The sequence below is a fragment of the Ruegeria sp. AD11(2025) genome (genome assembly GCF_056542405.1).
In genome coordinates this window covers 1-25,516 of sequence record NZ_JBQFZU010000018.1, presented here as the reverse complement: position 1 = coordinate 25,516, position 25,516 = coordinate 1, and the positions used below count along the sequence as shown (strand labels likewise).

Genomic DNA, 25,516 nt, shown 5'->3' with positions numbered 1-25,516 from the left:
CCATGAAAGACCTTTCGTCTTACTTCAAAGGCACGATCGCCACCGCTGCCCTGTTTGCCGTCCTTGGTTCGCAGGCCATTGCGGAAACCAGCATGGAGATTGAGGCCGGTATCGGCGGGGCAGACCCTGACCCGGATGCGCCTCTGGTGGCGCTGGGCGAGCCGCCCGTCCCACTGGACAACCCGCAGACCGACGCCAAGATCGAACTTGGCAAGATGCTCTTCTTCGATCCGCGTCTGGGGGGCAACCCGTCGACGCCCTGCTCGGCCTGTCACAATCCCTATATCGGGTGGGATGTCGAGGCGCCGATTTCATTTGGCTATCCGGGCACGACCCACTGGCGCAATAGTCAGACCATCGTGAATTCGGCCTATTACGGCAAGCTGTTCTGGGCGGGCTCAAGCAAAAGCCTTGAAAGCCAGGCCAAATCCGCCGCAGGCGGCGCGGTCGCAGGGAACGGCGAGGCTGACATGATGGAGGCCCGTCTGGCCTTCGTCCCCGAATATGTCGAACGCTTCAACGATGTCTTCGGCGATCAGTGGCCGCGCGTCGGTAACGCATGGCGGGCCATCGCTGCGTTTGAACGCACCATCGTTCAGACCGACACGCCCTTCGACAACTATCTGCGCGGAGATGATGCGGCGCTGACCGAAGAACAAAAACGCGGGCTGGAGCTGTTCACTGGCAAGGCGCAATGCTCCGAATGCCACAACGGCGCGCTGCTGTCGGATGAGAAATACTACAACACCGGCGTTCCGCCCTATAGCGGCTGGGAAGATGATGGTCTGGCGCAGATTACTTTCCGGTACGAGCTTTATGCCAAAGGCTCGACCGAAGAGATGTATCGCCACACCAAGGACGACCCTGGCTTCTATTTCCGCACCAAGGAAAAGGCCGACAAGGGCAAGTTCCGCACACCGTCCCTGCGTTACACCCTCTATACCGAACCCTACATGCACAACGGCATGTTGGCGACGCTCGAGGATGTGGTTGAATTCTACAACCAGGGCGGCGGCGAGAATGAGTTCTCGGATAACAAATCCCCGCTGATCCAACCCCTTGGTCTGAATGACCAGGAGAAATCGGATCTGGTGGCCTTCCTGAAATCCCTGTCCGGCGAGGAGATCCTGATCGAGGAACCCGACCTGCCGGATTACCAGCCGCTTCCAGCGGCTGCCACAGAGGAGTAAGCGTCATGACAGATCATAACGCAACCGGATGCAGCTGTTCGGGTGAGGCCAAAAAGGCCTGCACCGTGAACCGCCGCCAGTTCCTGTTCGCCTCGGGTGCCACGACCTTTGCCGTGATGGTGGCCATGCCCACCCGCCACGGTCAGGCCGAACAGGTTCCCGCCTTGGTCTCCACCTATCCGCGCAAGCTGATCGGCAAGCTCTCTGAGTTAGAGCAGGATGTCCCGGTCGAGTTCTATTATCCGGATGAGGGCGACTATTCGGACTCGATCCTGGTCAAGACCGGCGTGGAAAGCGGCGGCGGCATCGGTCCGCAGCGGGACGTTGTGGCCTTCAACCTCACCTGCACCCACCAGGGCGGGTCGATGTTTGACAGCTACAAGCCGGATCACAAGGTGCTGGGTCCGTGCCCACTGCACCTGTCCACCTATGACGTGACACGGCACGGCATCCTCGTTTCGGGGCAGGCCTACCAGTCGCTGCCGCAGGTCCTTTTGGAACTGGATGGCGATGACATCTACGCCGTTGGCATGTTCGGCCTGATCTACGGCCGTTACGACAACCTGATTGCATAAGGGGAGACGGTATCATGGCAACCCCGTACTACGTACCCGAAACCAACGTCCCGCTGCCGCCCAAAGGCGCCGAGGTCATCTCGACCGCCTGCGATTACTGCATCGTGGCCTGTGGTTACAAAGTCTATCGCTGGCCCGTGACGGCCAAACCGGGCGGCCCTTCCGCGGACGAAAACGCATTTGGCGAGGATTTTCCCGTTGCACCGCTGGGTGCCTGGGTCGCGCCGAACCAGCACAATATCGTTCTGCACAAGGGCCAGCCGCACCACGTGGTGATCATCCCTGACAAAGACACGCAATACGTCAACACCGATGGCGACAGTTCCTTACGGGGCGGGTGTATCGCGCAGAAATGCTATAACCCGCAAACCCCAACGCGTGACCGTCTGAAGACGCCGCTGATGCGGATCTATGGCACGTTGATGCCGGTTCCGTGGGATCTGGCGCTGGATGTGGCAGCTGAGGTGGGCAGTCACGTCATCGCCAAACACGGCACCAATGCCTATGGCGTGAAAACCTTCAGCTACCAGTATATCGAGAATACCTACGCGATCTCGAAATACGCGCTACGCCATATCAACACCGCGAACTTCACCTTCCACGACACGCCGTCCGACGTGACCTCGACCCCCGGTTTCCGGGACGCTGGGTTCGACAACTTCGGCCCGTCCTACGAGGACTGGCGGGATGCGGAAACCCTTCTGGTCTGCGGCACCGACCCGTATGAGACCAAGACCATCCTCTATACCCAGTGGATGATGAAGGGCATGCAGAACGGTCAGAAAGAGATCTATCTGATCCCGCGACGGTCCGCCGGTGTGGCCCATGCGGAAAAGATGGGCGGTCTGCATATCGACGTACTGCCCGGTACCGACCTGCTGGTCGTCAACGCCATTGCCCGCGTCATCGTGGAAAACGGCTGGGAAGACAGCGACTGGATTCAGAAATGGGTCAACAACAAGTGGGAAAGCTCGTCCGGCTTCGGTCAGGGCACCCGGAACACGCCCTGGCAGTGGCGCACGACCTGGGGCAAGTTCCAGACCAAAGGCTTCGAGGACTGGAAAGAGTGGCTGCTGTCGCAGGACGAATTCGCGCCCGAGACCGCCGCGGCCATGGCCGAGATCGATGTGCAGAAGATCTACACCGCTGCCGAATGGCTTGCCAAACCCAAGGATGACGGCTCGCGCCCGAAAACCTCGATCATGATCGAGAAAGGGTTCTACTGGTCCAACAACACTGGCAACACACAGGCGATTTCCGCGCTGGGCATCATCTGTGGATGTGGTGGACGTCCGGGTCAGGTCATTGGCCGGGCCGGTGGTCACCAGCGGGGCGGCGTGAAGGGCGGGAAATACCCGCGCAACAAATCGCCCGAGAAACTGCCGGGTCGCCGTCGTCGCGCGATGGATACCGACCGGTATCTGATCGCAGGTCATACCCGTATGGCCCACGTGATTGGCACCACATGGATCCAGTCCATGTGCGGATCGCAGCAACTGGCCGACAAGTTCGAGGAGCTCACCGTCCGCAACCCGCATCAGATCGCCTCTTTCGACAAGCAAGAGATGATCGATACGCTGAAGGCGCGCGCCGACAGTGGCGGCATGGTGGTGATCAATCAGGACATCTATCTGCAGGACCCGATCGGCAACCGATACGCCGACATCGTATTCCCGGCAGCAACCTGGGGCGAAGAGGACTTCCTGCGCGCCAATGGCGAACGCCGCCTGCGCCTGTATCAAAAGTTCTATGATGCCCCCGGTGCGGCCAAGCCCGACTGGTGGATCATTGCGCAACTGGCACAGCGGATGGGCTTTGACGGGTTCGACTGGCAGAACTCGAACGAGGTCGCCGAAGAGGCCGTGCGCTTTACCCGCGGGTCGCGCAAGGATTTCCACGCGGTCTATCATCTTGCCAAGAAGGAAGGCAAAGGCCTGCACCAGAAGGTCCGTGAATTCGGCACCGATGGGGTGCAATGCCCGGTCATGCTGGATGCCGACGGTGTTACACTGATTGAGACCAAGCGCCTGCACGACACGACACGCACGCTGCCGGAGACCGGTGCAGCTGGGAAAGATGTGTTCAACAAGAAACTGACGCACTTCAACAGCCAAACCGGTAAGTGCAACATCCAGAAATCGCCTTGGGGTCTGTTCTCGGACTATTGGGAATGGCTGAAACCAAACAAGGACGAAGGCGAGTTGTGGGCGACCTCCGGTCGGATCAACGAACGCTGGCAATCCGGTTTCGACGACCGCCGTCGCCCGTACATCGTGCAGCGCTGGCCGGAAAACTGGGTCGAGATTCACCCTGACGATGCGGCCGAACGCGGTATCGAAAGCGGCGACTATGTGATGGTGTACTCGGAACGCGTTCCGGGCAACAAGCACACGTTGCTGGGTGTGGAAGGCGATGACTTCCAGTTCTCGAAACTGATGGAGAACGGGCATATCGAACTGACCAAAGCGGCGATCACCGCCGTGGCCATGGTCACGCCCGCCATCAAGAAAAGCGTTGTCTACATGGACTTCCTGCACATGCAGCAGCCCGCCAACGCGCTTGAGGGCCGGATCGTCGACTGGATCAGCGGCAACTACAACTACAAGATGGGCGTTGCCAAGCTACGCAAGCTGGGGCCGAGCCCCTACAAGACCTCGTTTCGAACGATGTCCTTTGCACCGCGCGACATCGCCTGATGACAGCTTTCCGGGGGGCGGACGCCATGCCGCCCTCCGGGTTCGGTCCCACTGCAGAAGGGACCTTGGGTCGGGCACCCCCGGCTCATTGGAAGGCAGGTATCGGTTGGGAAACCTGCCTTCCACTTCACCCAACCCGTCCAACCGCAAACATGGCAGCTTGATATGAACATGCATTCCGATACCGCATTGCGCAATGAGGCCACCGGCCTGTTTTCCGAATACGCAAAATCCGAATATGACGTGATCCGCCTGCGCGCCATTCAGGCGCTGACCGCAATCGGCGCAAAGAACAGCCCGGCCCTGGTCGAGGCGCTGCTGGACGACGACGAAGACGTCCGGCAAGACGCCGCCCGGGCATTGGGCGCGCTGGGCGTGCAAGACGCCGCGCCGCAACTGCTGGAAAACCTGATCCACGATCCCTGTGGCGAGGTGAAGCTCGCCTGCGTTACCGCCTTGGCTGAGTTAAAGGCCGAAGACGCCGCGCCCTACCTGCGCACTCTGGTCACCGGGCGCGGGGACGAGATCACGTGGGACGAGGACGAACTGCATCAAGACGAATGGGACGACTGGCTCGACACTCAGATCGCCGCGATCAAGGCTTTGGGCCAGATGGGCGACTCGGCGGCGATTGAACCCATCGTTATGGCCCTGATGGACGAAGACGGGCAGGAACTGGGTGATGTGGCCTGTGAAGCGCTGGGCCGGATCGGTGAGGCCTCGGTGCCGACCTTGGGCGTTTTCACGCAATCTTCGAACCGCCGCCTGCGCCATCGCGCCCTAGGGACGCTGGCGACGATTGGTGGCGTCGAAGCCGAAGCCATTCTTCGCAAGTCCGTCACCGACAAGGACGGCGCCGTGCGCCTGATCGCCTATGAGGCACTTATGCCGAACGATCCGGCATTGGTCGAACAGGCGCTTACCGACGCGGTGGAAGAGATTCGCATCGCGGCGCTGAACCAGTCTGGTTTCTCGGAGCCCGAACTGTTGGATCGCATGATGCGCGACCCCGGAGCCAAGGTGCAACTGGCGCTGATTGAACGTCTGGACCGAACCACGCCGATTGCGGATCAGGAGGACTTGCGCTGGCAGGTGCTGGATTTCCTTGCCACCGGCCACCGGCCCGAGGTTTCGGCACAGGCATTGGGCTTGCTGGCGGCACTGGCCCCCGAGCTTGTGGCGGATCGCCTGAATGCGCTGTTCTCGGTTGACGTCGACGACCTCAAGGCCGAGCGCACCCAATGGGCCATTGTCGATGCGCTGGCGACCTCGCCATTGCGCGAAGCAGCAGAGTGGTTGCAGCGCGCCTGCCGTTCGCCTTTCCGGTCGGTGCGGCTGAAGGCCGTGGCCTCTCTGGCAATGATCGTCACCGATGCGGACCGCCCGCATCTGAACCTGCAGCAAGGTCGCGAATTGCTGCTGTCCATTGCTTTAGCCCCGATTTCGGATTCGGAAGAACAGCTCGCAAAGTCGCCGCGAACCGACATCGCCGCGCTGGAAGGGGCGGGGCTGGACGTGTCCGAGGGGGGCGAAAACGGCCCGACCTCCAGCCTTGGCGCGATCCTTGGCCATGATGCCATTGCCGCCGAGATGACACAGGAGGCCGAGGAGGACGAAGTCCAGCCCCTGAGCCCACGCGAACAGGCATTGTTGGCAAAGGCGACCCGCCACCCCAAACGTCGCCGCGTTGCGCTGGATGACGATGCTGAGGCGCTGGAACGTGAAGCCCGCATGTCCGCCATACGCCTGCTGGGTGAGGTGAAGGGCATGCAGATCATGTTGGCACAGATCGCCGATGACCCCGAGACCGAGGTCGCCCAGCAAGCCTTTGCGGCGTTGGGCGTCGCCGTGGCGCATCACGGCTCGGAACTGGATGAACGCCAGCTTGTCGATCTGATCACCCAGGGCCTGTCGCACACGGATTCTGCCCTTTCGCTGCAAGCCCTGAAACTGCTGCAACAGGCGAAGCTACCGCCGCAAGACGCGTTGCGCGGCAAGCTGCGGGCGATGTTGAAAACCGGGGATACCCCGTTCCGTATCGACGCCATGCACATCCTGACCAGATGGGATGGCACCCCGGACGTCGCGCGCAGCCAGCTCGATGATGAATCGGCCCCGGTGCGTCAGGCGGCAATGCGGCTGCTGTCCGAGATGGCGCCGCATCAGGCGGGAGAGTCCATCGTGCCCTTCCTGCTGGCCAACCCCGAGCAGCGAATCGTGACCTATGTCAATGACAGCTCCCCGGCGGTGGTGTCCATTGGGCGCGAATTGCTGACCGGGCTGCGCGACGATGACCGTCGCGCCCAGTGGCCGGTGATGATCAGCGCGCTGGCCGATCTGCTGGGGAATCCCTCGCAAGAGGCCTGAACCCGGAGAGACAAATGAAGATTTCGCTGAAATTGAGTGCAGCGATTATTGCGGGGGCGATGGTCTTTGCCCCCGCCGCACAGGCCGAGGACCTCCCTGAGGTCGCCGTAGTGCACCAGATCATAGACCTCAACGCAGATACTCCGGCCCATGCCTTTCGGTTTGAGCCGAAGCTGCTGCAGGTACCGGCCGGATCGACCGTCCGTTTCAAAGGCTCGACGGGGCGGCATACGGTGACCTCGATCATTCGTATGATCCCTGTGGGTGCGCGCGCGTTCGAGATTCGCGGCAAGCCCGAGATGGACCTGACCTTTGAAAAAGAGGGCGTCTATGGCATCCGTTGCCGTGTGCATGGGCGGCATGGCATGGTGATGCTGCTGATTGTGGGTGACCCCAGCCCGAACCTGGAAGAGGCGCGCGCCTACCTGCCGAAATTGGGTGAGGCCGAACGGGCCGGGTTTGAAGAGCTGTTCGAACAATTGGAGGATCAAAATGGCTGATGGATGCGCCTGCGACCGGCACGCTCAAATGTATTTGACGGTGTCCGAAGCTCTGACCCGGGGTCTGGCCGTGTCCGATCCGGTTGCCGGTACCGAGACGCTGCCGCTGATCGACGCCATCGGCCGGGTGCTGGCCGAGGACTGCACCAGCAAAGTGGACATGCCCGCCTTTGATAACTCGGCCATGGATGGCTATGCGGTGCGAACGACGGAACTGGGCGATGGTCCGACGTTTGACTTGCCGGTCGCCGGGCGTGTGGCCGCAGGTGACAGTGGTGCCCATGATGCGCCCGCAGGTGCCGCGCTGCGGATTTTCACCGGCGCTCTGGTGCCAGCGGATTTTGATGCCGTTCTGATGCAGGAAGATTGCGAGACCACCGCTGACGGTATCCGTTTTACGCGCCGTCCTGAGCCTGGTCAGCATATCCGCCGTGCGGGCGAGGACCTGAAAGCCGGTGCACCGATCTTGCGGCGCGGATGTGAGATCACCGCGCGCGAGGCTGCCGCGCTGGCCTCGGCCGGGTATGGCGAGGTCAGAGTATGTCGCAAGCTCAAGGTCACGATCTTCTCGACCGGCAGCGAGTTGCGCCAGCCGGGCGAGGCTTTGGGCCCCGGTCAAATTTACAACTCAAATCGCTACATGCTGCGCGCGCTGCTGGACAAACCGTGGATCGACCTGACCGACAAGGGCCCGGTTGAAGATGATCCCGAGCGGTTGGAGCAGGTGTTGCGCGCGACCTGTGATTCCTCTGATCTGATCGTTACGACGGGCGGCGTATCGGTTGGTGAAGAAGACCACATGCCGCGCCTGTTTGTCGAAATCGGTGGCCAGACCGAAGTGATGAAGGTTGCGATGAAGCCGGGCAAACCAATCATGTTCGGCCGCCGGGGCGATGCGCTCTATGTCGGGCTGCCGGGCAATCCGGTCTCGGCCTACGTGACATGGCAGATTATCGGATCGCATATGATGGCGCGCCGGGCCGGTCTGCACCACGCTCCGCGCACGCCGGAACAGGCGGTTCTGGCCGAGCCGCTGGAACGTCGCGCCGGCCGTCAGGAATATCGCCCCGTCATGATCGAGGGCACGTCACCCGATGGCGCCCCTCGATTGCGCCTGATGGCGCCGTCCTATAGCGGTCGGGTCGCGTTGCTGGCGCAAGCGGATGGCCTGGCCGTCATTCCGGCCGAAACCGAGGCATTACCGCAGGGCCACGGGTTGCAGTTCCTGCGATTCTGACACCGTTGGACAGGTCAGCCAGGTTCTTGCAAGAGCCGGGCGGCGGCAGCTACAACTGTTATGTGCCAGCTCTACGCGCCCGCTTGGACTCGATTATGGTTAAAGAACATATCCTTGTCGTCGATGATGACCCGCAGATCACGTCCTTTCTGCAGCGCTACCTTGAAAAGCAGGGTTGCCGGGTCAGCTGTGCCGCAGACGGCAATGCGATGGACGCTGTTCTGGGCACCTCCGAGATCGATCTGATCCTGCTGGATATCGGTCTGCCCGGTCGCAACGGGTTCGACATCACGCGCGAGCTGCGGGTGAGTTCCAACATTCCGATCATCGTTCTTTCGGGCCGAGATGAGATTTTCGATCGGGTCGTCGGGTTGGAGTTCGGGGCCGATGACTACATCACCAAACCTTTTGAGGCGCGCGAGGTTCTGGCTCGCATACGCACCGTTCTGCGTCGGGCCCGGCCCGAAGAGAAAGGGGCCAACGGTGCCGAGACGCCTCAGGTCAAATTCGGCGACTGGGTGCTGAACGTGAATGAGCGCACACTGACGGCAACCGGTGCATCCGAAGCCACGCCGTTGACGACCACGGAATTCGATGTGCTGCTGGCTTTTGTGACGAACCCGCATATGGTCTTTTCCCGGGACCAACTGCTGGACAAGGCGCGCGGGCGCGAGACCATTGTGGGCGATCGAACCATCGACGTGCATGTGGCACGGTTGCGCAAAAAGATCGAACCCGAACCCACCGCGCCGACATTCATCAAGACTGTGCATGGTATCGGTTATTGCTTTGCCGCTAACGTGCGCAAAAGCTCGGCCTAACTCAGATCCTTGAACATATAAGTCGTTGGCTCCAGCCGGTCTTCGAACGGGTTACGGCAGTAGTTCGGAATCTCTCCGGCGATCTGAAATCCCATGCTTTGATACAGGATGCGCGAGGGGTCAGAGCTGCGCGTATCCAACACCAGTAGAGTCCTGCCCAATTGGGTCGCCCGATCCTGTAGCGCGTCCATCAAAGCGCGCCCAAGCCCTCGGCGCCGGGCCTTTGGGTGGACCAGCAGCTTGGCCACATCGGCGCGATGCGGTTGGTTGGGCATTGCTGCCGGGATCAATTGCACCGTGCCCACAACCCGACCACTGTCGCGGGCCACGAACAGGTCCAGTGCACCGGTTTGAATGTCTTGCTGCACATGGTTCTGCCAATAGGCGCGTGCTTGATCCAATGTGAAGGGCAGGACGAACCCGATGCTGGCGCCGTCCTGTACACAGGCGTGCAGGATATCCGTCAGATCCTGCAGGGCGTCGTCAAAGCCGCTGTTGTCCAGACGCAAAATCATATCAGAACCAGCAGGTATCGCGCGCCCCGAGCGGGCGTTGTTTCAAACCGGGTCGGGCCGGACAGATGATAGCGCAGGCAATCGCCGCCATTCAGATCATGTGCGACCCCGTCCACCGTCAGCGTCAGGGCACCGTCCAGTATGATCAGGTGATGCTCCTGCCCGGGCTTTGGCGGGGTGTCATAGGTGATCACCGTACCGGGCGGCAGATGGCCTTCCAGAACCTCGGCGCTGAGACCGGTGGCAGGTGGAGACACCGACCGGCGGGTGAACCCGGTTTCGGGATCGCGCCATTCCGGTTGCCGTTCAAAGGGCACGCGTGGGTCGAAACTATCCTCGACCATCATCAGCAGGCGGGACATCGGCAGACCATATGCGGAACATAACCTCCCGAGCGTTTCCGCGGTGGGGCTGACATCCCCTTTCTCCATCCGCGAGAGGGTGGCGCGGCTGACGCCGCTGCGCTCGGCCAGTTGGTCCAGTGACCATCTATGGCCCCGGCGCAGTTCGTTCAGGCGGTTGGCAAGGCGGTTTGAGAGTTCATCCAGCATTGTTCAGATATGAGAATCGCGTTCGTATCTGAGATTATCGTCCAAAAAAATTTGTAACGCAACAAGAAGGGGCGCAGAAATTTCTGCGCCCTGTCGTTTGATCTGTGTGTTTGACCGGATCAGTTCCAGCCGACCTCGTTGAAGATTTTCTGCGCCTCGGGCAGATTCTCTGCGACTTCGGACAGGTTCACCTCATCGGCCTTGAACTCACCCAATGCCTTGACCGAGTCCACAAGTTCGACCCCTTCGACCGCCGGGAATTCGTCATTGCCTGCCGAGAAGTATTTCTGGGCCGAGTCGCTGGCCAGGTATTCCAGGAACAGGATCGCGTTTTCCTTGTTCGGTGCGTTCGCCGCCACACCGGCGCCGGACAGGTTCATATGCGCGCCGGTGCTGTCCTGGTTGGGGAAGACCCAGCCGATCGAGTCGATGTCAGCGGACACACCTTTGACGTCCTTGCGGATGGCGCGGGCAAAGTAATAAGTGTTCGAAACTGCGATGCCGCATTCACCCGAAACGATGCCGCGCAGCTGGTCGGTGTCGCCGCCCTGCGGGTCACGCGCCATGTTGGCGACGATGCCTTCGGCCCAGGCTTTGGCAGCCTCGGGGCCCTCATGGGTGATGATCGAGGCCAGCAGGGTCTGGTTGTAGGTGTTGCTGGACGACCGGATGCAGATCAGGCCCTTGTATTCCGGCTTGGCCAGATCGGCATAGGTGGCCGGCGGGTTGGCCACGTTTTCCTTGTCGAAAAAGATGATGCGGCCCCGCTGGGAAAAGCCGAACCACTCGTTATCGGTGTCCTGCAGGTTGGCAGGGATACGCTCTTCCAGAACGGTGCTATCGATCGATTGCAGGATGCCCGCGTTTTTGGCCCGCGCCAGACGAGATGTATCGACGGTCAGCAGGATATCGGCAGGCGAATTCGCCCCTTCGGCTTCCATACGGGCGATCAACTCATCAGCCTTGCCCTCGATACGGTTGATGGTGATGCCGGTCGCCTCTTCGAAGTCACCGTACAGGTTTTCGTCGGTGTCGTAGTGGCGCGAGGAATAGAGGTTCAGTTCCCCCTCGGCAGCGGCGGAGGTTGCAATCAGGGCCGTCAGAGCGGCGGCAATGCAGGTAGAGGATTTCAGCATCATGTGTCCCAACATTTTAAACTTCGGTGGATCGATATCCGACTGAATTGGTCAATTAAACGATTCTCGAGGGGATGCAAGCAATTCCGACAAAATTAGTTGGTCAAAAGGTCGCCGTTGGCGGGCGCGTATAGGCATGAGGCTACGAGTACCTGAAAAAATGCGGGTGGAAATGACCGAAATAGAGCCCAGTGCAGACATTTGAAACTGACGGTATTCTACCCATGGCAACACGATTTTGACTTGGCAGGAAGTTTGGGTGCCGCACTGAATCGTGACTTAACGCTGATTTCAGGTAAGATGATCGAAAGAGGAAGCGGACAAAATGAAAGCTATCCCTGCCATCTTAGTTGCTCTTCTAGGTTCGCAGTCATTTGCACAAGAAGACCCAATTGGGGGTCGTATGATCTGCGAAATCCTTGCAAGCAAATTTGTTCCAACCAGCGACGATCACCACATCTCAAACGACAACGACGGTGAAAGGTATTCGTCTGGCACAGCATTCAACTTTGACTACACGCACGATTTAGAGAATGGCCTAGAAATATTTCTTGGCGAGCCGAATAGGGCAAATATGCTGATTGAAGAGTCGTTTCCTGCTGGCAGCTTCAAAGGGATATCCCGAATAACTAACAGAGCTGAGTTTAGGAAAGCCTACAGTGAATTATCACTCGACAAGTTTTCGATGAACTACAAAGGCGATTATCAACTCTATCTTAGAAAGTGCGATACTGAGGAGTGGGAAGGTTTCTACACTGAGACCTATGTCAGCGGCCATTTTACTCAGGTAGTTTCGTTAAAATGTAGCACGTTTGTGGATTCCGTTGATGAAGTCTTGGCGCGCTTAAGGTTAACCGACTAGCCTGCTGTTTATCTCAACGCCAAACTAGGAGAAGTGCTTTAGAGCGGCCAGTATCACCCCTATCAGCTTGTGGAACAAACGGCAGGTTTGTCCGCGTAGCAGACATAGAAGTGCCCAACAAAAAAACCGCACCCAGGGGCGCGGTTCTTTCAAACAGTTATGTGCAATTCTCAGCCCTGACGAGCTTTGAACTTGCGCTGCGTCTTGTTGATCACGTAGACGCGGCCTTTGCGACGCACAACCCGGCAATCACGGTGCCGGTTCTTGAGCGAGCGGAGCGAGTTCTTGACCTTCATGGGTCTGTCTCCAATCTGCGGCGCCTTCATCAAGGACGTGGCCAGCGCCTGGGTTAGCGGGTGCCCCGGAACTCCGGAACAGTGAAACGATGGTGGGCGGTACAAGGATCGAACTTGTGACCCCTTCGATGTCAACGAAGTGCTCTACCGCTGAGCTAACCGCCCACTGAAACCTTTGCGTGCCCTGCCCCATAACGAAATGGGGCGCGGATCCCCGCGCCGGTAGCGGGGTCTATAAAAGGAGTCGCAGAGGGGTTCAAGGGGTTTGGTAGAACTATTTTCCGGTCTATGTTGAAACCGAACAAGGAGTCACCATGCAGAACACGCCCTATGTATTGGATATGCCCACCAGCCGCACGTCCTGCGTGGTGTTTTCCTCTCCGCATAGTGGCCGGAATTACCCTGAAACCATGCTCAGCCGCTCGGTTCTGAGCGAAAACGTGATTCGATCCTCGGAAGATGCCTTTGTGGATCAGTTGTTTTCTGCGGCGGCTGATTTTGGCGCGCCGTTGATCTCGGCTGTGATGCCGCGTGCCTATCTGGACCTGAACCGCAGCGCCGAGGAGCTGGACCCGGCGCTGATTCAGGGCGCGCGCCGTCATGGGCACAACCCGCGTGTGGCTTCGGGGTTGGGGGTGATTCCCCGCGTGGTGGCGAATGGGCGTGCGATTTATCGCGGCAAGCTGACGATGGATGAGGCCCGCCTGCGTATCGACACCATCTGGCGCCCGTATCACGCCCGCATCAAATCCCTGCTCACCGAATCGCACAAGGCGTTCGGGCAGGCGATTCTGGTCGATTGCCATTCGATGCCGCATGAGGCCGTTGCCATGGTCAGCAATCCAAGAACCAGACGCCCGGACGTTGTGCTGGGCGACAGGTTCGGGGCGTCGGCGTCGGTCGATGTGGTAGACCGGATCGAAGCGGCCTTTGTCGCCGCCGGGCTGAACGTTGCGCGCAACACGCCGTTTGCCGGGGCTTACGTCACCCAGACCTATGGCCGCCCGACCCGTGATCAGCACGCCGTACAGATCGAGATCGACCGGGCGCTGTATATGGACGAAGTCCGAATCGAGCCGAATGAGAACTTCGCCGCGTTTCAGGAGATTCTGCGTGAGATCATTCGGGACATTGCCGGTATCGGCGAGGAATCCCTGCGTTTGGCCGCCGAGTGACCTCAGCGCAGGGCGCGGCCTTTGACAATCGCATCGCTGCCAAAGCGACGCCGGATCTCATCGGTGGCCCGCTCAGCTTGTGACCTTTGGGTGGCGCCGGGGTCCAGCAGGTCACCCGATATGTCCGCCTGCGATTCAGCGCACAGATCGGACAGGCCAACGCCCAGCAAGCGATAGGGCCCCTGATCCCCGACCTGATCGAACAACCCCCGTGCGGTGCGATAAATCCGGTCAGCGATCTGCGTCGCGTCCCGCAGGGACAGGCGGCGGGTGATGATCTTGTGATTGGCGCGTTTCAGTTTCAGCGTGATGACCCGTCCGGCCAGCGCCTTGGCCTTGGCGCGGTCGGCTACCTTTTCTGACATGCGCCACAAGTGGCCATCCAGAATGTCCAGACTGGCGGTGTCTTCGAAGAACGTGGTCTCGTTGCTGATCGATTTCATCGGCTCGTGCGCCGAGACGCGTCGCTTGTCCTGCCCGCGGGCCAGATGCCACAGCCGATAACCCATGGATCCAAACCGCGCAGTCAGCGCCTCTTGGTCCCATCGCAGCAGGTCGGAAAAGCTGCGGATACCTGCGCGGTCCAGAGATTCCTGTGCGGCCGGACCGATGCCCCAGATCAGCCGCACCGGTTTGTCATACAGGAAGCCCGCCGTCTCAGCCTGACCGATCACCGAAAACCCGCGTGGCTTGTCGAGATCGGACGCGACCTTGGCCAGAAACTTGTTGTGCGACAGGCCGATCGAGCCGGTCACGCCCAACTCATCCTTCATCCGCTTCACCAGCCGCGCCAGCATCACGGCAGGCGGCGCACCGTGCAGGCGTTCGGTGCCGGACAGGTCCATGAACGCCTCATCCAATGACAGCGGCTCAACCACCGGAGTCAGCTCATCCATCATCTTGCGAATCTCGCGCGAGACTTCGGCATAGACCGACATGCGCGGCTTAATCACCACCGCCTCGGGGCAGAGTTGCAGCGCCTTGAACATCGGCATCGCCGAGCGGACGCCGCGAATGCGGGCCACATAGCAGGCGGTGGACACAACGCCCCGCTTGCCGCCGCCGATGATCACCGGCTTGTCGGCCAGTTCCGGATCGTCGCGCTTCTCGACCGAGGCGTAAAAGGCGTCACAATCCATATGCGCGATGGACAGATCGAACAGTTCCGGATGTGTCTTTACCCGCGGGCTGCCGCAGGCAGGACAGCGCCGTTCGTTGGTCAAGGTGGTCAGGCAATCTCGGCAGAGACCGGGCATGTAGTTTTCCCGCCTTCCGTGCGATCCAGTCAGCGGCTTACTTATACCAGCCTTGGCTGCTGCGCAAAGTACCAGCGGATGCAAAGGTAACGGCGATGTTCGGAAGAAGACCCCCCGCGAAGTGGCGGGGGGAGGTGACGGACCTCAGGAAGAGACGGTCCGCGGGGAGTATCACGACCCTAGAATCGCTTAAAACCGCCGGTTTCGATAGGACCCAGATCGCGCTAGAAAAACTCGGGTTTTTCATGTGTGTTTTGGGGCACAGGGTCGATTTGGCGCGGACCAGCTGAAAAGTGACGCAAGGTCAACCGGTTGACTGCGGTTTTCGGCGTGAAAATCCGCCGATCTGCAAGGGTGTCTCAGTGCTGTGTCAAGGAATTTAACTCGGCAAGAACCGCCTCTGCGGCCGCTTTCGGATCCGCGGCCTGATAGATCGGGCGTCCGACAACGATGTGATCGGCACCGTTGCCGATGGCGCTGGCCGGGGTGGCCACACGTTTCTGGTCGCCGAAGGCTGAGCCGGTCGGGCGGACGCCAGGTGTGACGATCAGGCGGCCCTCGGCCTGCGGCAGGGCGCGGATCAAGGCGGCTTCCTGCGGGCTGGCGATCACACCATCGGCGCCGGCCTCTAGTGCGTTGGCCGCACGTTCAACCACCAGATCCTGCACGTCGCCCTGTTTCAGCAGGCTGGCATCCAGATCGTCCCGGTTCAGCGAAGTCAGGATGGTTACCGCCAGAATCTTGAGGTCTTTACCTGAGGCCCCCTCTTTCGCGGCACGCACCACATGCGGGTCGCCATGCACGGTCAGGAAATCCAGATCGAACTGCGCCAGTCCCCGCACAGCGTTTTCCACCGTGTTGCTGATATCGAACAGCTTCATGTCAAGAAATATGCGCTTGCCGTGATCCTGTTTCAGCTCATTGGCCAGAGCCAAACCGCCTCCGGTCAGCATTCCCAGCCCGATCTTGTAGAAGGACACCGCGTCGCCCAGCCGCTCGGCCATGGCTAAACCCTGCAGGGCGTTCGGGACATCAAGGGCAACGATCAGGCGGTCATCGGACATGGGGCAAGCTCCTTTTTGGCAAACGTCTGCGTCCTAGCGGGTTCGGGCGCCTCTGTCCATGCGGGACCGAAGGGTGACGAAAACCAACCCGCAAATACCGGACTGTGATATGGTGCAGGACATTCAATGGCGCATTTCAGATGGGGGAGAATATGAAAGCACGGATTGGAGTTGGACTTGTTCTGGTATTGGCGGCGTGTCAGGACATGCCGCTGGAGAGAGAAGCTGCGGACACTTTCATCGTGTCACCAACAAATGATGATCTGCGTCTTGTGCGCGGATATCGGTCCACCGATGACGATTGTCGGCTGACCGGGGAAACAGCCTTTACAATCGATTTTCTGGATGATGCGGCGGATCTTGTATCCTGTCCGACAGGAAGCGATGCGGCGCAATCCTTGGTCGAGATGTATGGTGCGCGGCAGGTAGCGGCAACCGGAGGCTATTCAGTCTTTACGGTTCCTCGCCGATAGACCGCCCCAGGCGTGGCCGACCCTAGGAAAAAGCGATGTCAGCCTGTCGTCCATTTCTGCCAGGATATTGATTTTCCTCAGCCCGCGCGGCGCTACAGGATATTCTTTGCCCTCGGCGATCTTCATCGAGCTGATCAGGTGTGGCACGGCTTGCAGCATGGCATTACGTAAGGGGATGGTTGTGTCACCGTCTCGCTATTGCGCAGACGAGTTGGCTTTGCGGCGTTGCGTGTCTCCCCACTTGATCAAAGCGCTGTGACGGTAACTGCGGTCCTGCACCGGTGCATCGCGCAGCATCCCGAAATCGGCCTCCGGAGCGTCAAACCGGTGTTGCATGGATGTCCTGTTGGCCAGTGGAAAGTGAATCAGCGCAAATTCGGGGCGTGGGCTCATGGATGGAAGGCCCCGTGTGCGCCCAGGAAAAACTTGATCGGTTCGCTCAAGTCAAAGCGTTTGGAATAGCGTGTCGAAGACCTGAGTTGCATCCGGTCCTCTGGCAGCGGCTCGACCTCGAACCCCACCGCCCCACGACACTTTGCGGCAGTTGGCTTTCCAAAATCTGAAGCAAGGTCTGCTCGCGCTGTGTCGGCAGGACGAATTCATCCACGTCTCCGCACAGCACCCAGGTACGCGAGTTGAGAAGAACAGCGCAGATATCGGTGAGTATCCGCCAACGTTGTTCATCAAAATCCTCTGGCAACTGATTGCGTGGGATTCTGATCAGGTTACAGTCTTTCGCCATTTCAGAATGAACTTCGTCGTTGCCACGACCAACGATTTACTGGTTTTTCTTACCGAGCATCTGGCCACAATACTCAATCCATTTCGAAAAATACCAATGGTCTTACAGGCCATCGTGACGGCGCAAACATTCAACTCAAACTCTCTTGTCGGAGACGCGAAAAAAATTGAGCGTGATTTTCCGGGCAAGGCCAAAGGTTTTGATGAGTTTGTGTCATTTCGGCCTTGTGGACCTTCCCGGCATTGCGATGTGTTAACTACGGCAACCGGCGCGTTGTGCGTGGAGATAGAAGAAAACACTGCGGCATTTGCGTATGCTATGTCTTGAAAGCGTTCAGAAATTCACCAGATTGAATGCGAGGCCCAGACCGACGCGTGCCGCCAAGCGGGCGCATCACATTCAGGGCGCTTGAGGAAAAGGAGAATAATATGGACTTGAACAAGTTCACCGAGCGGGCACGGGGATTCGTGCAGGCGGCGCAGACGATTGCGTTGCGCGAGGGGCACCAAAGGCTGGAGCCCACACACATACTTAAGGCATTGATGGATGACGATCAGGGGCTGGCCAGCAACCTGATCACCCGCGCGGGCGGTGCACCGAACCGCGTGGTTGAGGCGCTGGACGCGGCGCTGTCTAAGATTCCGAAGGTTAGCGGGGACGCGAGCCAGATCTATATGGACGGCCAGACCGCCAAGGTTTTTGCCGAAGCTGAGAAAATCGCGACCAAGGCAGGCGACAGCTTTGTGCCGGTCGAACGCGTCCTGATGGCGCTGTGCATGGTGAAGTCCAAAGCCAAGGAAGCGTTGGAAGCCGGTGCTGTATCCGCCCAGAAGCTGAACGAGGCGATCAATGACATCCGTAAAGGGCGTACCGCTGATACCGCATCGGCGGAAGAAGGCTATGACGCGCTCAAGAAATATGCGCGTGACCTGACCGAGGCAGCGGCCGAAGGCAAGATCGATCCGATCATTGGGCGGGACGAGGAAATCCGCCGCTCGATGCAGGTTCTGTCACGTCGAACCAAGAACAACCCGGTTCTGATCGGTGAACCCGGCGTCGGTAAAACCGCGATTGCCGAGGGCATGGCCCTGCGCATCGTCAACGGCGACGTACCGGAATCGCTGAAGGACAAGAAGCTGCTCGCGCTCGATATGGGTGCGTTGATTGCCGGTGCGAAGTATCGCGGTGAATTCGAGGAGCGTCTGAAGGCCGTTCTGACCGAGGTGACTGAAGCCGCTGGTGAGATCATCCTGTTCATCGATGAGATGCACACTCTGGTCGGCGCCGGTAAATCCGATGGCGCGATGGATGCCGCAAACCTGATCAAGCCTGCGCTTGCCCGGGGTGAGTTGCATTGTATTGGTGCGACCACGCTGGACGAGTACCGTAAGTACGTCGAAAAAGACGCGGCCCTTGCGCGCCGGTTCCAGCCTGTGATGGTCACCGAGCCGACGGTCGAGGACACCATCAGCATCCTGCGCGGCATCAAGGAAAAGTACGAACTGCACCATGGCGTGCGTATCTCGGATTCGGCGCTGGTATCGGCGGCGACTTTGTCGCATCGCTATATCACCGACCGGTTCCTGCCCGACAAAGCCATCGACTTGGTCGATGAGGCCGCGTCGCGCCTGCGGATGGAAGTGGACTCCAAGCCCGAGGAGCTCGATCAGCTGGATCGTCAGATCCTGCAGATGCAGATCGAGGAAGAGGCGCTGAAGCTGGAAGATGACGCGGCCTCGAAGGATCGTCTGGAAACCTTGCAAAAGGATCTGGCCGATCTGCAGGAGCAATCCGCCGAGATGACCGCCCAATGGCAAGCCGAACGTGACAAGCTCGCGGGCGCACGGGATCTGAAAGAACAGCTCGACAAAGCACGTGCTGATCTGGAGATCGCCAAGCGCGAAGGCAATCTCGCCAAGGCGGGTGAGCTGTCCTATGGCGTCATCCCCGAGCTTGAGAAAAAGCTGACCGAGGCCGAAAACGCCGAAAGTAGCCAGATGATGGCCGAGGAAACGGTGCGTCCGGAACAGATCGCCTCGGTGGTCGAACGCTGGACGGGTATCCCGACGTCGAAAATGCTGGAAGGTGAGCGCGAGAAACTGCTGCGGATGGAAGACGATCTGCATTCCCGCGTGATAGGTCAGGATGCGGCTGTGACCGCCGTGGCCAACGCCGTGCGCCGTGCACGAGCAGGCCTGAATGACGAAGGCCGCCCGTTGGGCTCGTTCCTGTTCCTCGGCCCGACCGGCGTGGGTAAGACCGAGCTGACCAAAGCCGTGGCAAATTTCCTGTTCGACGACGACAACGCGATGGTGCGCATCGACATGTCCGAGTTCATGGAGAAACACGCGGTCGCCCGTCTGATAGGTGCCCCTCCGGGCTATGTCGGCTATGACGAAGGTGGCGTGCTGACCGAAGCGGTACGGCGCCGGCCCTATCAGGTCGTGCTGTTTGATGAGGTCGAAAAGGCGCATCCGGATGTGTTCAACGTGCTGTTGCAGGTTCTGGACGATGGTGTTCTGACCGATGGTCAGGGTCGCACCGTGGACTTCAAGCAGACGCTGATCATCCTGACGTCGAACCTCGGGTCTCAGGCGCTCAGCCAGTTGCCCGAAGGAGCTGACAGCGCGCAGGCACGGCGAGATGTGATGGATGCGGTCCGAGCGCATTTCCGGCCCGAGTTCCTGAACCGTCTGGACGAGACCATCATCTTTGATCGGCTCAAGCGGGCCGATATGGATGGCATTGTCGATATCCAGATGGCACGCCTGCAGAAACGTCTGGCCGCCCGCAAGATCGAGCTGGTGTTGGACAATGGCGCGAAGGAATGGCTGGCGAACGAAGGCTATGATCCGGTCTTCGGGGCGCGTCCGCTGAAGCGGGTGATTCAGCGCGCCCTGCAGAACCCGCTGGCTGAGGCCCTGCTGGCCGGTGAGATCAAGGATGGTGAGACCGTTCCGGTTACGGCCGGGACAGATGGCCTGATCATCGGTGACAGGTTGGGCACATCAGAGCGGCCCCGCCCGGATGATGCCGTGGTGCACTAACGAACGCCCGACAAAAGAAAGACCCGCCACCCCGGCGGGTCTTTATTCTTATGTCCCGGCAAATTGCCGGTTCAGAAAACCGGCGATTTCCGTCAGCGACGCGTCCGCCTCGGGGATATCCGGGTAGAATTCGAACACGTGCCACATGCCCTCCCAGATGCGCAAAGTGCTGTCCGCACCCGCCCTACGCAGGAGGTGATCCAGACGCACGCAGCCGCTCAGCAGGTGATCGCGGGTTCCGCTGGTCAGGAAGACGGGCGGAAAATCGGCGTCGAACGGACCGTAGATCGGTGAGATGTCAGGGTGCGTCGGGTCGGCGTTCTGGGGCACGTAACAGGACCGGAAAAACTCGATTTCCGACTGGTTGAGAAACGGGTCTTGGTCAGCCTGTCCGCTGTCACCGGGATTGAGCAGATCGACAAACGGCGACAGCAGGGCCAGCGCTTTTGGTTGCAGTTCATGAGTCGCCCGCAGCCGGTGAAGCGCTGCCAGCGCCAGGTTGCCGCCAGCAGATTCTCCGCACAGGCAAGCGCCGGGCGTTTCCGCCAGAACGGAAGATATCACCGCAGTACAGGCGTCAAGGGCCGCCGGGTAGGGGAGTTCTGGGGCCAGCGGGTAATGGGGCGCAATCACAACAGCACCGGTTTTTTCCGCGAGCGAGGCGGAAATCGGCAGATCCTCGAACGGGCTGCCCAAGGCAAAACCGCCCCCGAACAGATAGACAAGCTTGCGGCCTGCACGCGGTTCAGGTGGCGTGATGATCATGCATTGAACGCCTGCGATTGCCTGCTTGGACAGGGTGACGCCGGTTTTTTCAAGCACCAACGCACACCCCTGTTCGCTTTGCTCGCGCAACATGACTCGAAACTCGTCCAGGGGAAGGCTCAGATCGCGGCTCTGGGCCTGGGCTGCAAACGCCTGGGCCTCGGGGCTGATCAGGGCAAGGTTCGGCAAAGGATGGTCTTTGGTCTTGGTCATATTAGAGGCTTGGAAAGCGGGCCCTGAAACCGCTTTATATCAGTGCAAATATTCGTGCCGGACCGCCCGTGCCGCCGACATGTTTGGGGGCGCCTATGACCAACGTGGCACCGACCGCAGGTACCCGATCCAGACCGGCCATGTTTTCGATCCCAAAGCGGCCTGTTGGCAACCATGCATAGTGTGTGGCGAAATCTGTAGATATGCCGTGGTCCAGAGACAGGGTGTCCGATGCAATCGAGCGCGCGCCGGTTTCTTCCATCAACATCTGCGCAGCCTCAACGTGGAAACCGGGATAATGCTGTGCTTGACCGTCAAACCCGCGATAAGCGTCACTATCGGCCTTGGCAGCCCAGCCGGAATACAGCGCGACACAAGCGCCGTCCGGAATGTCGCCATTGGCCGACATCCACGCCCTCAGATCATCCGGGGTGAGCAGCGTATCCACGTCTTCGGCTGCGCGGGCCGCGATGTCCACGACACAGAGTGGAGCAACAAGATCCGAGACCGGGATTTCCTCTACCGAGGCCCCATCGGCGGAAAAATGCAAAGGTGCATCAATATGCGTGCCGGTATGTTCATTCACCATCATCCGTTGCACGTTGAAGCCATGGTCCGCGAAATTGAATACCTGTTCGGACGCATATCCCGGTTCTCCGAAATACGTCGGGAAATCGGCGCTGAGCGGATGGGTCATGTCCTCGATCCCGCCGTGACCTGCAGCCAGTGCCGCGGGCGCGGCAGCTCCGGTTGCAGCGGCGGCCACGCCGGTGGCAGCTGCGGCTTTGAAAAACCCGCGCCGCGACAGCATACGGTTCTTGACGGCGTTCATTACGCAAATGTCACACATTCGTCTTCTCCCTCTGAGGTTCTTCAACTGATCGGATGGGCAGGCCACCCGCTTTTCGTTTTCAGTTCCTGAGGATCAGCCTGCATTTTTGCCGCAAGCGTTGTAAAGTCCGGGTTGGCCGAAGGTACCGCCACCGTCACTCCCCCGAGCGCGCAGACCGGCTTCAGTAGTTGCCTGTCTGGCGGCTTTTGCGCAGGGCGCGCAGGTCTTCCGCGCTCATCCGTGGGGCGTCCTCAGCGCTTTGCACGGGCTTTAGATTGGCCTCGATCACCTCGGCCAGTTTTGGCGCCGTGTCGCGCAAACGCAGATACCCCAGAACGCCGCCTGCGCATTGCAGGCTGAAAACCCAGGTTCCAATCAGCATGTAGACGACGAACAGACCGATCAGCGACCAGATTGGGCGGATGGATGCCATGCCCTTTGTCATGTCTTCAAGCTCTTGCAGGTCAGCCTGCAACGACCCGAAATAGTCCGTGGCAATCAACAACGCGATAAGAAGCGCATGCAGGACGAACATCCCCACGTAGCTGAAGATGGTCAGCGCAAACAACGGGCCGAACGACGCCCGAAAATGCCGGAAAGGCGTATAGTGCATACCGTCCGGGTCCCGCCCGACCGAGGCGGATGTGATCGGTACAAGCAGGCTGGCCCGGATCGAGCATATGGACAAAAAGACCGCAAGCAGCCCCAGCAACCCCGGAAGCGCCCAGGACGGGTCGACATATTCAAGCGCCAGGTCGGCGACTTCACTCTGCTGCAGAATGTCGGGTGAAATCACGAAAATCGAGGCCGCAATAACCACGCCCAGGATAAGGGTCACGCTCACGCCTTCGACAGCGCCGTAGATCACCGCCGGGGTGAACAGCCCTTTGATTCCTGTGCTGGGTTTCACGCCTTTGACCTGCAGACCCATCCTTGTTCCAAGCAGGGTCGGGACGACGCTGGAAGAGGCCATGATCAGGAACGTCACAATAAATGCAAATGGCGGGAAAATAAGGCCCAGCAAAAACCCGACCAGGGCTCCGATCAGATTGTAGAGGGTCAATCCAATAAACATGACCGGCAAAACTACCGCCAAGCGCCAGAAAATGGACAAGGACAAAGGGAAGGCTTTGGCAAACAGCACTGCTATAATCTCTGATCGGTATCCGTCTATATGTCGGCGTATCGAAGCCGCTCAGACTGCGCCAGTTCTTTTCCGGAGCGTTGTCAAATGCTGTGTCGCTATGTGTCATTTTGGAATCGCAATGACGGGGCTGCGGAGGTGAGGGCGCGCCCGATACGTTACAATCTCGTCTCTCAATCGTGAGGCCTGTTTCCTTGGCTCTGTGCTATCAGCGGATTACCTCATACCCGAGTAAGTTTGACGACTGGAGACATACATGGCGTTTCGCTGGACCAATTCACTGACACAAGCCGACGTCACCCCGCGGTCGGCGTTTCTGAACCGGCGGCAAGTCATGGCCGGGCTGGCGGGTGTCGGACTGGCGGGGATGACGCGTGGCGCCTTGGCGCAGGAGGCGCTGGAACCGAACACGTGGGAAGAGATCACCTCGTACAACAATTATTACGAGTTCGGGACCGGCAAGGACGATCCGGTCAAATATGCGGGCGCGCTGACGACCGAACCTTGGAGCATCAAGATCGACGGTCTGGTCGACAATCCGGGCGAGTACGACTTCAAAGACATTATGTCCGAGATGACGGTTGAGGAACGCATATACCGCTTCCGCTGTGTCGAGGCCTGGTCGATGGTGATTCCCTGGAACGGGTTCGAACTGGCCGATCTGCTGAATTTGGCCGGCGTGCAGGATGGCGCCAGATACGTGGCTTTTGAAACCGCCGTGATCCCTGATGAGATGCCGGGCGTGCGATATCCGATTCTGGACTGGCCCTATCGCGAAGGTCTGCGCCTGGATGAGGCGATGCACCCGCTGACCATCATGGCCACCGGCATCTATGGTCGTCCGATCCCGAACCAGAACGGTGCGCCGCTGCGTCTGGTGGTGCCGTGGAAATACGGCTTCAAGTCAATTAAGTCGATCGTGCGGATCACCCTGACGGATGTCGAGCCGCCCACCAGTTGGAACATGTCCAACCCGCGCGAGTATGGTTTCTATAGTAATGTGAACCCGAATGTGAATCACCCGCGCTGGTCTCAGGCCTCGGAACGTCAGGTCGGCGGCGGCCTCTTTGCCAAACGGATTCCGACACTGATGTTCAATGGCTACGAGAAAGAAGTTGCGGGCCTGTACGAGGGCATGGATCTGTCGGAATACTATTAAGCTTATGCAATGGGTGAATCAGACATTGCGCCGTATTCCAGTCTGGGCGGTGTATCTGTTGGGAGTGCTCCCAGCACCTTGGCTGTTCTATCAGGCGCTGACCGGTGGTTTGGGCGTGGAACCGATCGAGGCGCTGGAACACCGGTACGGAGAGCTGGCGCTGCAACTGTTGATTGCGGTGCTGGCGATTTCCCCGCTGCGACGGTTCCTCGGGCTGAACCTGTTGAAGTTCCGCCGTGCCCTTGGCGTACTGACATTTACCTATGTCGGCCTGCACCTGCTGGTGTGGTTGGTCCTGGATGTTCAAGTGCCCAGCCAGATCTGGGCTGATATTGTCAAACGCCCTTATATTACGGTCGGCATGGCCGCGTTCACCCTAATGCTGCCGCTGGCGGTGACATCGAACAATCTGTCCGTGCGCAAACTGGGGCCTCGTTGGCGCAGCCTGCAACGTCTTGTCTTCCCGGCAGCGGTTCTGGGGGGGCTGCACTACGTCATACTGGCCAAGGGATTTCAGATCGAACCGCTGGTCTATTTGACCCTGATCGTTGGCTTGCTGCTGCTGCGCCTTCCGGGTGCGGGTCTGCAGACTCGACCGCGTGAGGCCGATTCCGCCTGACTCGCTGCCGAGTCTGTGGGTAATTCTGTGTAGAAGCCGGGATTCGTGGCGTAGCTCTTACGGAAATACTCGGCGGGTTCAACTTGGCTCACTTCAACATATTGATTTAATACAAAATTATTTGATTGCGCGGTTTTTTGCAGATTTCGTGTTTTTTCTGCTTGCGGCTAGTGCTGGTTATACTTAGAACCCCCTTCACCGGCGCTGCTGAGGCGCTTGGGACGCACCGGTGAGACGGTGGGACGGGCCGGAGAGACGGTTGAGACGCTCAGGAGAGACTG

At 59.5% G+C, this 25,516-nt stretch carries 24 protein-coding genes and 1 tRNA gene; 14 read left to right on the top strand and 11 right to left on the bottom strand.

Annotation, left to right across the window (positions count from 1 at the left end; all coding sequences use genetic code 11):
* Positions 1-2 precede the first annotated feature (2 nt).
* The 7 genes from ACR1XY_RS16555 (at position 3) to ACR1XY_RS16525 (ending at position 9,386) form a co-directional block, all read left to right on the top strand.
* Positions 3-1,190 carry a cytochrome-c peroxidase gene (locus tag ACR1XY_RS16555; RefSeq protein ID WP_480594718.1) on the top strand — a complete coding sequence of 396 codons (1,188 nt, stop codon included), beginning with the start codon at positions 3-5 and terminating at the stop codon, positions 1,188-1,190.
* 5 nt (positions 1,191-1,195) lie between these two features.
* The gene (locus tag ACR1XY_RS16550; protein WP_480594717.1) at positions 1,196-1,765 is read left to right on the top strand and encodes an arsenate reductase (azurin) small subunit; all 570 of its coding nucleotides are present in this window, start codon (positions 1,196-1,198) and stop codon (positions 1,763-1,765) included.
* A gap of 14 nt (positions 1,766-1,779) precedes the next feature.
* Positions 1,780-4,461, top strand: coding sequence for an arsenate reductase (azurin) large subunit (locus tag ACR1XY_RS16545; RefSeq protein ID WP_480594716.1), 2,682 nt, complete (start codon positions 1,780-1,782; stop codon positions 4,459-4,461).
* Positions 4,462-4,626: 165 nt separating this feature from the next.
* Entirely contained in the window at positions 4,627-6,828 is a 2,202-nt protein-coding gene (locus tag ACR1XY_RS16540) for a HEAT repeat domain-containing protein (RefSeq protein ID WP_480594715.1), read from the top strand.
* A 14-nt stretch (positions 6,829-6,842) separates the two neighbouring features.
* Entirely contained in the window at positions 6,843-7,328 is a 486-nt protein-coding gene (locus ACR1XY_RS16535) for a plastocyanin/azurin family copper-binding protein (RefSeq protein ID WP_480594714.1), read from the top strand.
* Positions 7,321-8,565 carry a molybdopterin molybdotransferase MoeA gene (locus ACR1XY_RS16530; protein ID WP_480594713.1) on the top strand — a complete coding sequence of 415 codons (1,245 nt, stop codon included), beginning with the start codon at positions 7,321-7,323 and terminating at the stop codon, positions 8,563-8,565. The genes ACR1XY_RS16535 and ACR1XY_RS16530 overlap by 8 nt, the downstream gene beginning before the upstream one ends.
* Positions 8,566-8,660: 95 nt before the next feature.
* Positions 8,661-9,386 carry a response regulator gene (locus ACR1XY_RS16525; protein ID WP_480594712.1) on the top strand — a complete coding sequence of 242 codons (726 nt, stop codon included), beginning with the start codon at positions 8,661-8,663 and terminating at the stop codon, positions 9,384-9,386.
* Here the strand turns inward: ACR1XY_RS16525 and ACR1XY_RS16520 are convergent.
* From ACR1XY_RS16520 to ACR1XY_RS16510, 3 genes are all read right to left on the bottom strand, one after another.
* On the bottom strand, positions 9,383-9,901 hold the full coding sequence (locus ACR1XY_RS16520; RefSeq protein WP_480594711.1) for an N-acetyltransferase family protein: 519 nt from the start codon (positions 9,899-9,901) through the stop codon (positions 9,383-9,385). The genes ACR1XY_RS16525 and ACR1XY_RS16520 overlap by 4 nt on opposite strands.
* A complete protein-coding gene (locus ACR1XY_RS16515; RefSeq protein ID WP_480594710.1) occupies positions 9,898-10,452 on the bottom strand; it encodes a helix-turn-helix domain-containing protein in 555 nt (184 codons plus the stop codon). The genes ACR1XY_RS16520 and ACR1XY_RS16515 overlap by 4 nt, the downstream gene beginning before the upstream one ends.
* A gap of 119 nt (positions 10,453-10,571) precedes the next feature.
* The gene (locus ACR1XY_RS16510; protein ID WP_480594788.1) at positions 10,572-11,588 is read right to left on the bottom strand and encodes a Fe(3+) ABC transporter substrate-binding protein; all 1,017 of its coding nucleotides are present in this window, start codon (positions 11,586-11,588) and stop codon (positions 10,572-10,574) included.
* Between the two features lie 325 nt (positions 11,589-11,913).
* On the opposite strand from ACR1XY_RS16510, the gene ACR1XY_RS16505 reads away from it, so the two are divergent.
* Positions 11,914-12,450, top strand: coding sequence for a hypothetical protein (locus ACR1XY_RS16505; RefSeq protein WP_480594709.1), 537 nt, complete (start codon positions 11,914-11,916; stop codon positions 12,448-12,450).
* Between the two features lie 170 nt (positions 12,451-12,620).
* Here the strand turns inward: ACR1XY_RS16505 and ykgO are convergent, their stop codons facing one another.
* Both ykgO and ACR1XY_RS16495 read right to left on the bottom strand, forming a co-directional pair.
* Positions 12,621-12,746, bottom strand: coding sequence for a type B 50S ribosomal protein L36 (gene ykgO, locus ACR1XY_RS16500; RefSeq protein ID WP_005648635.1), 126 nt, complete (start codon positions 12,744-12,746; stop codon positions 12,621-12,623).
* Between the two features lie 90 nt (positions 12,747-12,836).
* Positions 12,837-12,911 (bottom strand) — tRNA-Val (locus ACR1XY_RS16495).
* A gap of 149 nt (positions 12,912-13,060) precedes the next feature.
* Between ACR1XY_RS16495 and ACR1XY_RS16490 the strand changes: the two genes are divergently transcribed.
* Entirely contained in the window at positions 13,061-13,921 is an 861-nt protein-coding gene (locus ACR1XY_RS16490; RefSeq protein WP_480594708.1) for an N-formylglutamate amidohydrolase, read from the top strand.
* Positions 13,922-13,923: 2 nt separating this feature from the next.
* Here the strand turns inward: ACR1XY_RS16490 and ACR1XY_RS16485 are convergent, their stop codons facing one another.
* Both ACR1XY_RS16485 and pyrF read right to left on the bottom strand, forming a co-directional pair.
* Positions 13,924-15,177, bottom strand: a complete 1,254-nt coding sequence (locus ACR1XY_RS16485; protein WP_480594707.1) for a DNA polymerase IV — start codon at positions 15,175-15,177, stop codon at positions 13,924-13,926.
* A gap of 359 nt (positions 15,178-15,536) precedes the next feature.
* Positions 15,537-16,241, bottom strand: a complete 705-nt coding sequence (gene pyrF, locus ACR1XY_RS16480) for an orotidine-5'-phosphate decarboxylase (RefSeq protein WP_480594706.1) — start codon at positions 16,239-16,241, stop codon at positions 15,537-15,539.
* A gap of 152 nt (positions 16,242-16,393) precedes the next feature.
* Between pyrF and ACR1XY_RS16475 the strand changes: the two genes are divergently transcribed.
* Positions 16,394-16,714: a hypothetical protein gene (locus ACR1XY_RS16475; protein WP_480594705.1), complete on the top strand. Its 321-nt coding sequence runs from the start codon at positions 16,394-16,396 to the stop codon at positions 16,712-16,714.
* A gap of 195 nt (positions 16,715-16,909) precedes the next feature.
* On the opposite strand, the gene ACR1XY_RS16470 is transcribed toward ACR1XY_RS16475, so the two are convergent.
* Positions 16,910-17,107, bottom strand: coding sequence for a hypothetical protein (locus tag ACR1XY_RS16470; protein WP_480594704.1), 198 nt, complete (start codon positions 17,105-17,107; stop codon positions 16,910-16,912).
* 151 nt (positions 17,108-17,258) lie between these two features.
* On the opposite strand from ACR1XY_RS16470, the gene ACR1XY_RS16465 reads away from it, so the two are divergent.
* Both ACR1XY_RS16465 and clpB read left to right on the top strand, forming a co-directional pair.
* Complete coding sequence (locus tag ACR1XY_RS16465) at positions 17,259-17,783, top strand: hypothetical protein (RefSeq protein WP_480594703.1); 525 nt, start codon at positions 17,259-17,261, stop codon at positions 17,781-17,783.
* 101 nt (positions 17,784-17,884) lie between these two features.
* Positions 17,885-20,503: an ATP-dependent chaperone ClpB gene (gene clpB, locus ACR1XY_RS16460; protein WP_480594702.1), complete on the top strand. Its 2,619-nt coding sequence runs from the start codon at positions 17,885-17,887 to the stop codon at positions 20,501-20,503.
* Positions 20,504-20,551: 48 nt separating this feature from the next.
* On the opposite strand, the gene ACR1XY_RS16455 is transcribed toward clpB, so the two are convergent.
* The 3 genes from ACR1XY_RS16455 to ACR1XY_RS16445 all read right to left on the bottom strand — a co-directional run bounded on the left by ACR1XY_RS16455 (position 20,552) and on the right by ACR1XY_RS16445 (position 23,457).
* A complete protein-coding gene (locus tag ACR1XY_RS16455; RefSeq protein ID WP_480594701.1) occupies positions 20,552-21,481 on the bottom strand; it encodes an alpha/beta hydrolase in 930 nt (309 codons plus the stop codon).
* Positions 21,482-21,515: 34 nt separating this feature from the next.
* On the bottom strand, positions 21,516-22,331 hold the full coding sequence (locus ACR1XY_RS16450) for a cyclase family protein (RefSeq protein WP_480594700.1): 816 nt from the start codon (positions 22,329-22,331) through the stop codon (positions 21,516-21,518).
* A 163-nt stretch (positions 22,332-22,494) separates the two neighbouring features.
* Positions 22,495-23,457: a hypothetical protein gene (locus ACR1XY_RS16445; protein ID WP_480594699.1), complete on the bottom strand. Its 963-nt coding sequence runs from the start codon at positions 23,455-23,457 to the stop codon at positions 22,495-22,497.
* Positions 23,458-23,713: 256 nt separating this feature from the next.
* Between ACR1XY_RS16445 and msrP the strand changes: the two genes are divergently transcribed.
* Together msrP and msrQ are read left to right on the top strand one after the other, a co-directional pair.
* Positions 23,714-24,616 (top strand): protein-methionine-sulfoxide reductase catalytic subunit MsrP, encoded by a 903-nt coding sequence (msrP, locus tag ACR1XY_RS16440; RefSeq protein ID WP_480594698.1) that lies wholly within the window; start codon positions 23,714-23,716, stop codon positions 24,614-24,616.
* Between the two features lie 4 nt (positions 24,617-24,620).
* Positions 24,621-25,235: a protein-methionine-sulfoxide reductase heme-binding subunit MsrQ gene (gene msrQ / locus ACR1XY_RS16435; protein WP_480594697.1), complete on the top strand. Its 615-nt coding sequence runs from the start codon at positions 24,621-24,623 to the stop codon at positions 25,233-25,235.
* Positions 25,236-25,516 lie beyond the last annotated feature (281 nt).

Coding starts and splice junctions, on each gene's coding strand:
- ACR1XY_RS16555 (WP_480594718.1), top strand. CDS start 3: ATGAAAGACCTTTCGTCTTACTTCAAAGGCACGATCGCCACCGCTGCC.
- ACR1XY_RS16550 (WP_480594717.1), top strand. CDS start 1,196: ATGACAGATCATAACGCAACCGGATGCAGCTGTTCGGGTGAGGCCAAA.
- ACR1XY_RS16545 (WP_480594716.1), top strand. CDS start 1,780: ATGGCAACCCCGTACTACGTACCCGAAACCAACGTCCCGCTGCCGCCC.
- ACR1XY_RS16540 (WP_480594715.1), top strand. CDS start 4,627: ATGAACATGCATTCCGATACCGCATTGCGCAATGAGGCCACCGGCCTG.
- ACR1XY_RS16535 (WP_480594714.1), top strand. CDS start 6,843: ATGAAGATTTCGCTGAAATTGAGTGCAGCGATTATTGCGGGGGCGATG.
- ACR1XY_RS16530 (WP_480594713.1), top strand. CDS start 7,321: ATGGCTGATGGATGCGCCTGCGACCGGCACGCTCAAATGTATTTGACG.
- ACR1XY_RS16525 (WP_480594712.1), top strand. CDS start 8,661: ATGGTTAAAGAACATATCCTTGTCGTCGATGATGACCCGCAGATCACG.
- ACR1XY_RS16520 (WP_480594711.1), bottom strand. CDS start 9,901: ATGATTTTGCGTCTGGACAACAGCGGCTTTGACGACGCCCTGCAGGAT.
- ACR1XY_RS16515 (WP_480594710.1), bottom strand. CDS start 10,452: ATGCTGGATGAACTCTCAAACCGCCTTGCCAACCGCCTGAACGAACTG.
- ACR1XY_RS16510 (WP_480594788.1), bottom strand. CDS start 11,588: ATGCTGAAATCCTCTACCTGCATTGCCGCCGCTCTGACGGCCCTGATT.
- ACR1XY_RS16505 (WP_480594709.1), top strand. CDS start 11,914: ATGAAAGCTATCCCTGCCATCTTAGTTGCTCTTCTAGGTTCGCAGTCA.
- ykgO (WP_005648635.1), bottom strand. CDS start 12,746: ATGAAGGTCAAGAACTCGCTCCGCTCGCTCAAGAACCGGCACCGTGAT.
- ACR1XY_RS16490 (WP_480594708.1), top strand. CDS start 13,061: ATGCAGAACACGCCCTATGTATTGGATATGCCCACCAGCCGCACGTCC.
- ACR1XY_RS16485 (WP_480594707.1), bottom strand. CDS start 15,177: ATGCCCGGTCTCTGCCGAGATTGCCTGACCACCTTGACCAACGAACGG.
- pyrF (WP_480594706.1), bottom strand. CDS start 16,241: ATGTCCGATGACCGCCTGATCGTTGCCCTTGATGTCCCGAACGCCCTG.
- ACR1XY_RS16475 (WP_480594705.1), top strand. CDS start 16,394: ATGAAAGCACGGATTGGAGTTGGACTTGTTCTGGTATTGGCGGCGTGT.
- ACR1XY_RS16470 (WP_480594704.1), bottom strand. CDS start 17,107: ATGAGCCCACGCCCCGAATTTGCGCTGATTCACTTTCCACTGGCCAAC.
- clpB (WP_480594702.1), top strand. CDS start 17,885: ATGGACTTGAACAAGTTCACCGAGCGGGCACGGGGATTCGTGCAGGCG.
- ACR1XY_RS16455 (WP_480594701.1), bottom strand. CDS start 21,481: ATGACCAAGACCAAAGACCATCCTTTGCCGAACCTTGCCCTGATCAGC.
- ACR1XY_RS16450 (WP_480594700.1), bottom strand. CDS start 22,331: ATGTGTGACATTTGCGTAATGAACGCCGTCAAGAACCGTATGCTGTCG.
- msrP (WP_480594698.1), top strand. CDS start 23,714: ATGGCGTTTCGCTGGACCAATTCACTGACACAAGCCGACGTCACCCCG.
- msrQ (WP_480594697.1), top strand. CDS start 24,621: ATGCAATGGGTGAATCAGACATTGCGCCGTATTCCAGTCTGGGCGGTG.